This window comes from Curtobacterium sp. VKM Ac-2852 (genome assembly GCF_013205045.1).
In the GTDB taxonomy this organism is placed as follows: domain Bacteria; phylum Actinomycetota; class Actinomycetes; order Actinomycetales; family Microbacteriaceae; genus Curtobacterium; species Curtobacterium flaccumfaciens.
Map to the genome: position 1 here is coordinate 264,189 of NZ_JABMLI010000003.1, position 12,755 is coordinate 276,943.

Consider the following 12,755-nt stretch of genomic DNA (forward strand, 5'->3'; position numbering starts at 1 on the left):
GCCCGACGGCCTCCGGCGGGTGGCCGCGCGGCGCACCGCCACAGGAGCGGTCACCGGGGACCCGGCCAGCCATCTAGGTTGGGCCAGGGGCCCCGGAAAGGAACCGCCATGAGCATGGAGAGCGCAGCCTGGAGCTCGCTGTACAAGATCTCGTCCGCGCAGGGCGGCAAGCACGGGTTCTCCCGCGCGTCCGTCCGGCGGATCCTGACGTTCGCGGTGCCGTACCGGGCGAAGCTGCTGGTGTTCATCGGTCTCTCCGTCGTCGGTGCCTTCCTCGCGGTCGCGACGCCGGTCCTCGCCGGGCAGGTGGTCGACGTCATCGTCGCCCGCGGAGAGGTCTCGACGATCGTCCGGCTCGCCGTGGTCATCGCCCTGGTGGCCGTGGCCGACGCCGCCGTGTCGCTGACGACGCGGTGGTACTCGGCGCGCATCGGCGAGGGTGTGATCCTGGACCTCCGCACCGCCGTCTTCGACCACGTGCAGAAGATGCCCATCGCGTTCTTCACCCGCACCCGGACCGGTGCGCTCGTGAGCCGCCTCAACAACGACGTGATCGGCGCCCAGCAGGCCTTCAGCGGCACGCTGTCCGGCGTGGTCACGAACCTCGTGGCGCTGGTCCTCACCCTGATCGTCATGCTCAGCACCTCGTGGCTCGTGACGGTCCTCGCCGTCGTCATGCTCCCGGTCTTCCTGGTGCCCGCACGCCGGATGGGCAGCCGCCTCGCCGCCCTGCGCCGCGAGGCCGCCGACCACAACTCCGCGATGAGCACCCAGATGACCGAGCGCTTCTCGGCTCCCGGCGCCACCCTCGTCAAGCTGTTCGGCCGACCCGACGAAGAGGCCGAGGAGTTCCGCGTCCGTGCCGCCCGGGTCCGCGACATCGGTGTCCGGACCGCGATGCTGCAGTTCGTCTTCTTCACCGCGCTGATGCTCGTCTCCGCGCTCGCCCTGGCGCTCGTCTACGGGCTCGGCGGCTTCCTCGCGCTCGCCGGCCGGCTGGACACCGGCGAGGTCGTCACCCTGGCGCTCCTGCTCACCCGGCTGTACGCCCCGCTGACGAGCCTGGCGAACGCGCGGGTGGAGATCATGAGCGCCGTGGTCAGCTTCGAGCGCGTCTTCGAGGTGCTCGACCTCGAACCGCTCATCCGGGAGCAGCCCGACGCGGTGACCATCGCCGACGGCCCCGTCTCCGTCGAGTTCGACGACGTCCGGTTCGCCTACCCGTCTGCCGACAAGGTGTCCCTCGCCTCGCTCGAGGAGGTCGCCACGCTCGACACCCGCGGCGGCGAGGAGGTGCTGCACGGACTGTCCTTCCGGATCGAGCCGGGGCAGACCGTCGCCCTGGTCGGCTCGTCCGGGGCCGGCAAGTCCACGGTCGCACAGCTGCTCGCGCGCCTGTACGACGTCGACAGCGGCGCGGTGCGGCTGGCCGGGGCGGACGTCCGCGACGTCACGTTCGCCTCGATGCGGCACACCCTCGGCATGGTGACGCAGGACGGCCACCTGTTCCACGAGACCATCCGCTCCAACCTGCGGTTCGCACGGCCCGAGGCGTCCGACGACGAGGTGTGGGACGCCGTCCGCCGTGCGCGGCTCGAGCCGCTCATCCGGTCACTCCCCGACCAGCTGGACACCATGGTGGGCGAACGCGGCTACCGGCTGTCCGGGGGCGAGCGCCAGCGGATGACGATCGCCCGGCTCCTGCTCGCCCAGCCACGCGTCGTCATCCTCGACGAGGCGACGGCGGCACTCGACTCGACGTCCGAGGCAGCGGTGCAGGCTGCGCTCGGCGAGGCGCTCGAGGGGCGGACGGCGATGGTGATCGCGCACCGGCTCTCCACGATCCGCAGCGCGGACGTGATCCTGGTGGTCGAGGACGGATCGATCGTGGAGCGTGGCACGCACGACGAACTGCTGGCCGCGGGTGGCCGGTACGAGGAGCTGCACCGCACCCAGTTCGCCGCGCAGGAGAACGTCGCGGCCGATGTGCCGGCGGCGGACTGAACGCGCGGTGGGTGGACCCCAGCAATCGAAGTGGGGCCGGCAACAGAGAAGGCCCCCTGACCCAGGGGATCCTGGACGAGAGGGCCTTGCGTGTAGCGAGGGCGGGACTTGAACCCGCGACCCCACGATTATGAGTCGTGTGCTCTAACCAACTGAGCTACCCCGCCAGAGATCCGGAGCGGCACGCGCACCGGGTCGGAGCCCCGAGTCAGGATTGAACTGACGACCCCCTCCTTACCATGGAGGTGCTCTACCACTGAGCTATCGGGGCGATGTGCCGCGAACGGCACCACACGAGGATAGCAGACCTCCGACGCTGCTCCGGAACCGGACGAGACGCCCGGGCGTGCCGCGTCGTGGGCCGCTAGTTCGCGTTGGTCCGGAGCCACGCCAGCGGGTCCACCGGGACCCCGTCGACGTGCACCTCGAGGTGCAGGTGCGGGCCCGTGGAGTTGCCCGTGCTGCCGACGAGACCGAGGATGTCGCCGACCTCGACGTGCTGGCCGGTGACGACCTTGAAGGAGTTGTCCTCCATGTGGCCGTAGACGCTGACGAACTGCTTGCCGTCCACGTCGTGCTCGACCCAGACGTCGTTGCCGAAGCCGCCGTCGTTCGCCTGCACCTTGATCACGGTGCCGGCGGCGATGACGCCGATCGGGGTGCCCTCGCCCGGGGCGAAGTCGATGCCCATGTGGTTCGTCGAGCAGAACGAGCACCCGGCGACCTGGCGTCCACCGAAGCCCGAGGTGATCGGGACGCCGGTCAGGAAGGGCCACTGGATGGTGCCGGTCGGGTCGTTCGTGAAGGTCGAGGAGTCGACGTTCGCGTACTGCGTGGCGTCGGACACCGTGAACTGGTCACGGGCGGTCGACCCGTCAGCAGCGGCACCGACCTGCATCGACTGGGTGGCACCCGAGCTGGCACGGGCCGCGGTCGAGCCGGACTCCGGGACCCAGAGCGCCTGGGCCGGCAGCGACGTCGAGACGACCAGGCCTGCTGCGAAGAGCAGGGCGCCGATCGCGGTCACACGGGAGGCCGACCGGCGGAACGACGCGCCCTGCTTCGGGGACCGCGCTGCTGCGGCGGTCGTGGGGGCCGTGGACCGGATGTGACGGGTCGCGCGGTCGACCGGGGTCTTCGTGGCCGGACGGCTGCTGCGGCGGCGCGATGCGGGGACCTGCCCCGCGACACGACGCGGCTGCGACGCCGGGGCGACGGAGGCAGCGGGGGCGACCCGCCGGGCGTGCACGACGGGCGAGGTGGGTGCCGGCGGCGTCACTATGCTGGAGGCCGGGCGCACGGGCGATGCCGGTGCGAGGTCGATCGGCGACACGGGGGCCGCGGGGGTTCCCGGCGTGACCGCACCGATCACGTCGTCGAAGCTCGGACCCGTCGAGTCCTGCGCCACGACCGTGCCCTTCGCCGCGGCTCGCTCTGCCTCGATCCGAGCGCGTCGGGTCTGGTGGACGACCGGGGTGGCGGCGTCGACGGAACCGTCGGTGGGAGCGGACGACAGAGGAGTACGGGGCATGCGTGCGGTGGCGATCCTGATCAGATAAGGGCTCACTCGTTGGTAACGAGCAGATAACGGGACCTGAGCACGCTAGCAGGCGAGGTCGTAGGTCGCCAGTCGTGGTCAGGTCCGCCTGGCACCCCCGGACCCGGGGATCGGCACGTCGTCAGGCCCGCACGGCTCCGAGCGCACCGGCCTCGAGACCACGCACCAGGGCCTCGAGTTCGTCGGCGACGGCGGGGCTCGCGAACAGGAAGGAGCGCGTCCCTCCGGCCTCCCAGATGCGGATGGCCGCGCCGGCCTCCTGCGCGACGAGGGCGCCACCGGCCATGTCCCACGGGTTGATCCCGCGCTCGTAGTACGCGTCCACCACGCCCGCTCCGACGGCGCAGCAGTCGAGCGACGCCGCTCCCCCGCGGCGGATGTCCCGCACCTCGCCGATGAGTCCGGCGAGCACCGCGACCTGCTCGCGGCGACGGTCGGCCGTGTACCCGAACCCGGTGGCGACGAGCGTCTCGGCGAGCGAGCCGGGCGCGGCGACGGACAACGGTTCCCCGTCACGGGTCGCTCCCTGGCCGACGGCCGCGCGGAAGACGGTGCCCGTCGCGGGCGCCACGACGACGCCCGCAATCGGCTCCCAGGTCATCGGGTCGGGTGCGCCGCGCACGACGCCGATGCTCACGCCGTACTCGGCGCTGCCGTACAGGTAGTTGACCGTGCCGTCGATCGGGTCCACCACCCAGGTGATGCCCGAGGCACCGGAGGCCGACCCGGACTCCTCGCCGTGGAAGGCGTCGTCGGGGCGGGCCTCGGCGATGCGGGCGCGGATGAGTGCCTCGACCTCGCGGTCGGCGGCCGTGACCACGTCGACGATGCTCGACTTCCGGTCCGCGACCTCGACCCCTTCGGCGCGGCGGCGTGCGGCCAGCGCCGCTGCGTCACGGGCGATCGACTCGGCGAGTTCGGCGAACTGGGACGGTGTGGGGTCGGATGCCATGCACCCATCCTCCCGGAAACACCATCGGCCCCGTCCGCAGTGGACGGGGCCGATCAGATGGTGGCAAGTGAGGGATTCGAACCCCCGAAGGCTACGCCGGCTGATTTACAGTCAGATCCCTTTGGCCGCTTGGGTAACTTGCCATGCGCACCCAGCCGGTGTGATCACCAACCGAAGGCGCGCACAAAAGCATAGCGGATGGCTGACGGTGGTCGTGACCACCGCGAGCCGATCCGCGCGACCGGAACCGGGCCTCCCTCCCCATCGGCACGGCCCGGACGCCGCTGGCGCGTCGTCCGGGAACCGGCGACGTGGGCCCACCGCCGTTAGGCTGTTCCGCATGGCAGACAGTTCCTTCGACGTGGTCAGCAAGGTCGACAAGATGGAGGCGGAGAACGCCCTCAACCAGGCGGCCAAGGAGATCGAGCAGCGGTACGACTTCAAGGGTGCCGACGCCTCGGTCGCGTTCAGCGGCGAGGACGTCCTGATCAAGGCGAACTCGGAAGAGCGCGCCAAGGCGGTCCTCGACGTGCTGCAGAGCAAGGCGATCAAGCGGAACATCAGCCTGAAGAGCCTCGACGCCGGCGACCCGTACCCCTCGGGCAAGGAGTACCGCATCGAGGTGAAGTTCAAGAACGGCATCGAGCAGGACGTGGCGAAGAAGATCGGCGCGTTCCTGCGGGCCAACGCCCCGAAGACGGTGAAGAGCCAGATCCAGGGTGACGAGCTCCGCGTCTCGTCGAAGAGCCGTGACGACCTGCAGAACACGATCCAGCTCCTCAAGGGTGAAGAGTTCGACGTCCCGTTGCAGTTCATCAACTTCCGCTGACCCGCGGCCCCTGCGAACGACACCCGACACCCCGTGGAGCACTGGCTCAGCGTCGTCATCACCGTCCTGCTCGTCCTGCTGGACCTGGCGATCCGCGTCTTCTCGATCATCTACGTCCCGATCAACCGGAAGCCGCAGACCGCGACGGCGTGGCTGCTCGCGATCTTCCTCATCCCCTACATCGGCTTCATCGTCTTCCTGGTCATCGGGTCGACGAAGCTCCCCCGCGCCCGTCGCGAGAAGCAGACCGAGATCAACGCGTACATCCTCGAGCAGACCGAGGGCATCGAGCGGGTCCGGCGCGACCACCCGTGGCCCGCGTGGCTCGAGAGCGTCACGCGGCTGAACCGCGAACTCGGTGCGATGCCGTTGGTCGGCGGCAACTCCGCGGAGCTCTACCCCGACTCCGAGGAGTCCATCGCCGAGATGACGCGGGCGATCGACCAGTCCCGCCGGTTCGTGCACGTCGAGTTCTACATCGCGACGCTCGACGACACCACGCGCCCGTTCTTCGAGGCGCTCGCGCGGGCGCAGGCCCGTGGGGTGACCGTGCGGTTCCTGCTCGACCACTGGGCCAGCCGCGGGTACCCGGGCTACAAGGACACCCTGTCGTTCATGGACCAGGCGGGCATCGAGTGGCACCTGATGCTGCCCCTCCTCCCGCTGCAGGGGAAGTTCCAGCGCCCCGACCTCCGCAACCACCGGAAGATCATGGTGATCGACGGCTCGGTCGCGTTCACCGGCTCGCAGAACCTGATCGACGCGTCGTACGACATCAAGTCGCACGTCGAGAAGGGCATGGTCTACAAGGACCTGTTCGCTCGGTTCGAGGGACCGGTCGTCGCGGGGCTCAACGCCCTGTTCGTCACCGACTGGTACAGCGAGACCGACGAGCTGCTGCTGCGCGAGAGCGACCCCGTCCAGCGGGCCGACCGCGGTGACGCGCTCGACTGCCAGGTGGTGCCGTCCGGCCCGGGCTTCGACGGCGAGAACAACCTGCGCCTGTTCAACGCGCTGCTCTACTCGGCGCAGCAGAAGGTCTCGATCACGTCGCCGTACTTCGTGCCGGACGACTCGATGCTCTACGCCATCACCACGACGGCGCAGCGCGGGGTCGACGTCGAGCTGTTCGTCGGCGAGATGGGCGACCACGCGATGACCTGGCACGCGCAGCGCTCCTACTACGAAGGACTGCTCCGCGCCGGTGTGCGGATCTGGCTGTACCGCGCGCCGACGATCCTGCACGCGAAGCACTTCACGATCGACGACGAGGTGTCGGTGATCGGGTCGAGCAACATGGACATGCGCTCGTTCAGCCTGAACCTCGAGGTCTCCGTGATGGTGCGCGGTCACCGTTTCGTCGACGCCTTGCGCGAGGTGCAGGAAGCGTACAAGGAGCACAGCTTCGAGCTCACGCTCGACGAGTGGTTCGACCGTCCGCGCCGGTCCAAGGTGCTCGACAACGTCGCGCGGCTCACCGCGGCGCTGCAGTAGCCGCCTGGAGGCACGACTCGCGCCCGCCAGGTGCGCTCAGCGCATCGGGACGAGGGACACCAGGGCCCCCACCACCCGCTCGAGCGGGCCGCGACCCAGGAACCGCCGCCACAGCATCGCGAAGACCACCGAGCCGAGGGCGAACCAGCCCCAGGCCTCGACCGACTCGGGGGAGGTCGGCAGCATCGCGATGACCACGAGGTGCCCCGAGTACACCGTCAGCGGCATCGAGCCGACCGCGGCCAGGGGGAACGCGATCCGCTCGGCGACACGCCCGCGGCCGTCGAACACGAGCAGGCACAGGGCGATCACGGCGACCGCCACCCCGGCAGTCCCCACCACGTCGACGACTGACGACGAGTGGTCACGCGGGGACAGGAACAGCTGCGCGAGGGCCTGGCCGGGGGTCGAGCCCTCGCCCGCGTACGGGACCCCGGGGAACGCCAGGGCCGCGTCGTCCGGCAGCGGGGCGAGGACCGACCCGGCGACGTACGCGGTGGCGGCGACCAGTGCGCCGGACACGAGGAGCGCAACCTGCCGGCCACGTTCCTCCAGGCCGGCCCGGGCGACCGCGAGACCGACCAGGACGTACGCCAGGAAGGTGACCACGGGGTAGACCAGGCCGAGCTGGACGCCGATCATGCCGGCGTCCGCGTAGGCCGGCGCGATCGTCAGCGCGGCGAGCGGCGACAGCACCGCGCAGAGCGCGGCGATGCCGAGCAGCGCCGCCGGTCGGACGCGGAGCACCGGGACCACCAGCAGGAACAGCACCCCGTAGGTCGGCAGGATCACGTACACGGGGGTGTCGAGCGCCATCAGGGCGAACCCGATGACGACGACCACCACGGCGCGGATGGCGAGCCGGGCACGGATGCGGCCGATGGTGGGCGGGCCGGGCGGGTCGGCACGGCCGCTCGTCAGGCCGATCGAGACCCCGGCGAGGACCGCGAACAGTGTGGACGGGCGGCCGTGGGCGACGGCGGTCCAGGTGGCGGGGTCGGTCCAGTCGAGCTGCTCCGCGATGCCGCCGACGTGTGCGGCCATCATGCCGAGCAGCGCGAGGGCACGGGCCACGTCGACGCCCTGCAGCCGTGTCCCCGACGCGGACGCGCCCCGCACCGCGGTGGGCGGGACGGGGCGCGTGTCGGTCATGGTCGTCAGCTGGTCGGGGTGTCGACGCGGCCGAGCGAGACGTCGATCATCTCGTCGCGCGGCACGACCTTGATGCGCTCGCGCCCGTCGACCGCACCGAGCGCCTGCTCGTGGGTGTCGAGGTGGTGCCAGCCCTCGAGGTCGGTGTACTCGACACCGCGCTCGCGGAGCAGGGCCGGGATGGCCTCGTCGGACGGGTCTTCCGGGGTCCACCAGCTCGCCTGGTCGTTGACGATGTGCTGCACGGTCTCCATCGCGTCGGACTTCGTGTGTCCGATGAGCCCGACCGGACCGCGCTTGATCCAGCCGGTGGCGTACACCCCGGGGATCTGCTGGTTGTCGTCGTCGAGGACCTGGCCCTCGTGGTTCGGGATGACACCGTGCCGCTCGTCGAACGGCACCCCGGGCAGCGGGGAACCGAAGTACCCGACCGCGCGGTAGGCGGCCTGGATCGGGATCTCGCGGATCTCGCCGGTGCCCTCGACGCCGCCCTCGCCGTTCGGACGGGTGCGCTCGTAGCGGATGGCGGTCAGCTTGCCCTGCTCGTCGCCGACGAACTCGATCGGCTTCGCGTAGAAGTGCAGGTGGAGCCGGCGGCTGGCCTGGCCGACCTCGCGCGTGCGCCACTGCTCGAGGACACGGTTGATCACCATGACCTGCTTGTTCGTCGCGATCGCGGTCTTCGACGCCTCGTCGTGGTCGAAGTCCTCGTCGTAGACCACCATGTCGACGTCACGGACCTCGCCGAGCTCGCGGAGCTCGAGCGGCGTGAACTTCACCTGCGCCGGACCACGGCGGCCGAAGACGTGCACGTCCGTGACCGGCGATGCCTTCAGGCCCTCGTACACGTTCGCGGGGATCTCGGTCGGCAGCAGGTCGTCGGCGTGCTTCGCCAGGATGCGCGAGACGTCGAGGGCGACGTTGCCGACGCCGATGACCGCGACGCTCTCGGCGCGCAGCGGCCAGGTGCGCGGGACGTCGGGGTGGCCGTCGAACCAGCTCACGAACTCGGCTGCGCCGTACGAGCCGTCGAGGTCGACGCCGGGGATGTCGAGGTCGGCGTCCTTGATCGCACCGGTCGAGAACACGACCGCGTTGTAGTGCTTCTTGAGGTCCTCGAGGGTGATGTCCTCGCCGTAGCGGACGTTGCCGAACAGGCGGACGACACCGCGGTCGAGGACGTCACGCAGGGCGTTGATGATGCCCTTGATGCGCGGGTGGTCGGGGGCGACGCCGTACCGGACCAGACCGTAGGGCGCGGGGAGCTGCTCGAACAGGTCGATCGACACGTCGTAGCCGTGCGCCTCGCGCAGCAGGATGTCCGCGGCGTAGATGCCGGCCGGGCCGGCGCCGACGATGGCGAGTCGGAGGGTGGGCACTGATCGTCTCCAGTTCGTTCGGGTGGGGGTTCCCGGGGGCCTTCCGACCGGGCCGCCGTGGGCGTGCGCGTCGGGAGGGGTGTTCAGCGGCTTCGGTCGACGACGGAGTCCGCGAAGCGGGTGAGTGCCCGTTTCACGGTGCCGTCGGGGAGCGGGGCGAGGGCGGCGACGGCTTCGCGGGCCCAGGCGACGGCGACGGCGCGGGTCGCCGCGGTCGCCTCGTGTTCGCGGAGCGCGGCGACGGCCGACTGGTACGGCGCGGAGTCGACCACGTCGTCGGGCGCACCGTTGACGTCGCGCTCGATGCGCTCGACCAGGTGCTGCGCGGACGGATCGGTCGCGGCCATCCGGCGCAGCTGCAGGACCGGCAGGGTGTCCACGCCTGCGCGCAGGTCGTTGCCGGCGATCTTGCCCGTCTTGTCCGTCGCGGGGGCGAGGTCGATGACGTCGTCGACGAGCTGGAAGGCCACGCCGACCTTCTCGCCGAAGGTACCGACGGCGTCGAGGTAGGCGCGGTCGGCACCGGAGAACATCACGCCGGCGCGTGCCGCGGTGGCGATGAGCGAACCGGTCTTGTCGCTGAGCACCTGGATGTAGTGCTCGAGCGGGTCGTCGTCCGGCTGCGGCCCCGTCGTCTCGTGCAGCTGCCCCATGCAGAGACGCTGGAAGGTCTCGGCCTGCATCCGGATGCCCTCGGTGCCGAGGTCGGCCGTGATCAAGCTGGCGCGGGCGAAGAGCAGGTCACCGGTCAGGATCGCCACGTTGTTGCCGTAGGTGATCTGCGCGGCGGGGACCCCGCGGCGGACGGGTGCCTCGTCCATGACGTCGTCGTGGTACAGCGACGCCAGGTGCGTGGTCTCGATGCTCACCGCGGCCTTGACCACGGCGTCGGTCACGCCGTCACCGAGCTGGGCGATGAGGAGCGTCAGGGTCGGGCGGATGCGCTTGCCACCGGCGGACAGCAGGTACCGGCTGGTGGTGTCGGCGAGGGTGTCGGTGGAACGCATGGCGTCCTCGAGCCCCTGCTCGACGAGTTCGAGCCCGTCGTCGACCGCGGAGATGAAGCGTCGGTCGGCGGGCGTGGCGAACAACCGCTCGCCGATGCCCAGCGATGCGCGCAGGCTCGGCGCGCGACGTGCGACCGGGACGCTCGGATTCAAGTGCTGCTCCGTCTTCGGGGGTGGTGACCGGTCAGTCGGCGGCCGGGTCGACGCGCGGCTGCTCGCCGGTGTTCTGGTGGTCACGGCGGGCCTTCGCACGCCGTGCCGCGGACTCGCGCACCGTGTCGGCGACGGGCTTGCGGCCACGGTGCAGTGCGACGATACCGGCCGTCAGGTTGCGGTAGGCGACCACCGAGAAGCCGACACCGCGGAGCCACTGGGTGAGCACCTGCTGGTCGGGCCACGCGTCGATCGACTCGGCGAGGTAGCGGTAGGCGGCCGGGTTGCTGCTCGAGAGCCGCGCGATGCCCGGGAGGACGCGCTTCAGGTAGGTGCCGTAGCCGAAGCGCAGCAGGGCGCGGGGCGGCGTCGAGAACTCACAGATGACGACGCGGCCACCGGGCTTCAGGACGCGCAGCATCTCGGCGAGCGCCTGCTTCGGGTCGTTCACGTTGCGCAGCCCGAACGAGATCGTGACGGCGTCGAACGTGTCGTCGTCGAAGGGCAGCTGCTCGGCGTCGCCCTCGACGAAGGTGATCTCGGGGTGGCGTTCGCGGCCGACGGCGATCATGCCGGCGGACAGGTCGAGCGCGGTGACCTCGGCGCCCTTCTTGGCGAAGGCCGCCGCGCTGGTCCCGGTGCCCGCGGCGATGTCGAGGACCTTCTCGCCGGGCTGCGGGTCGACCGCGCGGACCGTGGCGACACGCCACAGCGGGGCGTTGCCCGCCGACAGGATGTCGTTCGTGAGGTCGTACTTGGCCGCGACGTCGTCGAACATCGCCGCCACCTCGTCCGGGCGCTTGTTCAGGTCCGCTCTGCTCACACGATCAATCCTAGAGGTCCCGACCGAGCGTTCACCGGACTCGCAGCCACCCGGGCGGTGCGGGATCGGCGCGTAGCATCGGAGCCGTGACCCGAACCACCACGGCGGCGCCCCCGCTGACGGTCTCGACCCGGATCCTCGACGACCCGGGCGCCGTCCTCCGCCACACGCTCCGCGACCGTCCCCTCGCCTTCGTCCGGAACGGCGACGGCATCGTCGGCATCGGCGAGGCGCTCCGGTTCACCTTCACCGGCCCCGACCGGATGCGTGACGCCGCGGCCCTCTGGCGCAGCGTCGTCGAGACCGCCGTCGTCGACGACCCGGTGCAGCTGCGCGGTTCGGGGCTCGTCGCGTTCGGGTCGTTCGCCTTCGCCGACGACTCCGCCGACGAGAGCGTGCTCATCGTGCCCCGGGTGGTCCTCGGCCGGCGGCGCGGTAAGGCCTGGCTGACCGCGATCGACACCACGCTCGGCGCGGAACCCCTGGCCTTCACCCGGACCTCGGTCCCGGTCCCCCACGTCGGGCCGCACGTCTCCGTCGCGCTGCGTCCCGGGCACATCGACGAGGACACCTACGCAGCCAACGTCTCCGAGGCCGTCCGCCGCATCGTGGCCGGGAGCGCCCGCAAGGTGGTGCTCGCCCGCGACCTCGTCGGCACGCTGCCGCCGGGAGCCGATCGACGGGCGGTCCTGCTCGACCTCGCGGCCGCCTACCCGCAGTGCGTGACCTTCGCGGTGGACGGGCTGATCGGCGCCACCCCCGAGACGCTCGCCCGCACCGACGGCACGCGGCTGACCGCACGGGTGCTCGCCGGCAGCGCCGCCCGGGGCACCGACGAGGTGTCCGACCGGGCCGCCGCCGAGGCCCTGGCCAGCAGCGCCAAGGACGTCGAGGAGCACACCTTCGCGATCGACAGTCTGCTCGCGGCCCTCGCCCCGCTCGCCACGGACCTGCGCGCCGACGCCGAACCGTTCCGGCTGCAGCTGCCGAACCTGTGGCACCTGGCGACGGACGTGCAGGCCACGCTGCCGCCCGACACCACGTCACTGGACGTCGCCGACGCCCTGCACCCGACGGCCGCGGTCGCGGGCACCCCGACGGACGTGGCCGTGCAGTTGGTCGCCGAGCTCGAGGGCGTCGACCGCGGCCGCTACGCCGGGCCGGTCGGCTGGATGAGCGCGACGGGTGACGGCGAGTGGATGCTCGCGCTCCGCAGCGCCCGGATCGACGACGACGGCACCGTCCGGGCCTGGGCGGGAGCCGGGATCGTCGCCGGTTCGGAGCCCGCGCGCGAGGTGGCCGAGACGGCCCTGAAGTTCCGGCCGATCACCGACGCGCTGGCCTGAGGCAGCCGCGCGACCCGCGCGGGCGGGTAGTCGCGCGCCCCGCGCGACCGCATAGCCG

The 12,755-nt window shown here is 71.2% G+C and carries 10 protein-coding genes and 3 tRNA genes; 4 read left to right on the forward strand and 9 right to left on the reverse strand.

From position 1 onward, the window contains the following. Positions 1-108: 108 nt before the first annotated feature. On the forward strand, positions 109-2,004 hold the full coding sequence (locus tag HQQ79_RS12350; protein ID WP_173034647.1) for an ABC transporter ATP-binding protein: 1,896 nt from the start codon (positions 109-111) through the stop codon (positions 2,002-2,004). Positions 2,005-2,097: 93 nt separating this feature from the next. On the opposite strand, the gene HQQ79_RS12355 is transcribed toward HQQ79_RS12350, so the two are convergent. From HQQ79_RS12355 to HQQ79_RS12375, 5 genes are all read right to left on the reverse strand, one after another. Next, positions 2,098-2,171, reverse strand: a tRNA-Met gene (locus HQQ79_RS12355). 32 nt (positions 2,172-2,203) lie between these two features. Continuing rightward, positions 2,204-2,275, reverse strand: a tRNA-Thr gene (locus tag HQQ79_RS12360). 93 nt (positions 2,276-2,368) lie between these two features. After that, positions 2,369-3,535: a M23 family metallopeptidase gene (locus HQQ79_RS12365; RefSeq protein WP_173034649.1), complete on the reverse strand. Its 1,167-nt coding sequence runs from the start codon at positions 3,533-3,535 to the stop codon at positions 2,369-2,371. A gap of 148 nt (positions 3,536-3,683) precedes the next feature. Then, on the reverse strand, positions 3,684-4,514 hold the full coding sequence (locus tag HQQ79_RS12370; protein WP_173034651.1) for an inositol monophosphatase family protein: 831 nt from the start codon (positions 4,512-4,514) through the stop codon (positions 3,684-3,686). Between the two features lie 58 nt (positions 4,515-4,572). Beyond that, positions 4,573-4,657, reverse strand: a tRNA-Tyr gene (locus HQQ79_RS12375). A 197-nt stretch (positions 4,658-4,854) separates the two neighbouring features. On the opposite strand from HQQ79_RS12375, the gene HQQ79_RS12380 reads away from it, so the two are divergent. Together HQQ79_RS12380 and cls are read left to right on the forward strand one after the other, a co-directional pair. Beyond that, the gene (locus tag HQQ79_RS12380) at positions 4,855-5,343 is read left to right on the forward strand and encodes a YajQ family cyclic di-GMP-binding protein (RefSeq protein ID WP_017888627.1); all 489 of its coding nucleotides are present in this window, start codon (positions 4,855-4,857) and stop codon (positions 5,341-5,343) included. Positions 5,344-5,376: 33 nt separating this feature from the next. After that, positions 5,377-6,837 (forward strand): cardiolipin synthase, encoded by a 1,461-nt coding sequence (cls, locus tag HQQ79_RS12385; protein WP_071247396.1) that lies wholly within the window; start codon positions 5,377-5,379, stop codon positions 6,835-6,837. Between the two features lie 36 nt (positions 6,838-6,873). On the opposite strand, the gene HQQ79_RS12390 is transcribed toward cls, so the two are convergent. From HQQ79_RS12390 to HQQ79_RS12405, 4 genes are all read right to left on the reverse strand, one after another. After that, entirely contained in the window at positions 6,874-7,989 is a 1,116-nt protein-coding gene (locus HQQ79_RS12390; protein WP_173034653.1) for a heparan-alpha-glucosaminide N-acetyltransferase domain-containing protein, read from the reverse strand. A gap of 5 nt (positions 7,990-7,994) precedes the next feature. Further along, positions 7,995-9,368 carry an FAD-dependent oxidoreductase gene (locus HQQ79_RS12395; protein WP_173034655.1) on the reverse strand — a complete coding sequence of 458 codons (1,374 nt, stop codon included), beginning with the start codon at positions 9,366-9,368 and terminating at the stop codon, positions 7,995-7,997. 83 nt (positions 9,369-9,451) lie between these two features. Beyond that, positions 9,452-10,528: a polyprenyl synthetase family protein gene (locus HQQ79_RS12400; RefSeq protein WP_027466355.1), complete on the reverse strand. Its 1,077-nt coding sequence runs from the start codon at positions 10,526-10,528 to the stop codon at positions 9,452-9,454. Between the two features lie 31 nt (positions 10,529-10,559). Next, the gene (locus HQQ79_RS12405; protein WP_017888622.1) at positions 10,560-11,351 is read right to left on the reverse strand and encodes a demethylmenaquinone methyltransferase; all 792 of its coding nucleotides are present in this window, start codon (positions 11,349-11,351) and stop codon (positions 10,560-10,562) included. An 86-nt stretch (positions 11,352-11,437) separates the two neighbouring features. Between HQQ79_RS12405 and HQQ79_RS12410 the strand changes: the two genes are divergently transcribed. Next, positions 11,438-12,697 carry an isochorismate synthase MenF gene (locus HQQ79_RS12410; protein ID WP_173034657.1) on the forward strand — a complete coding sequence of 420 codons (1,260 nt, stop codon included), beginning with the start codon at positions 11,438-11,440 and terminating at the stop codon, positions 12,695-12,697. The last annotated feature ends 58 nt before the right edge of the window (positions 12,698-12,755 follow it).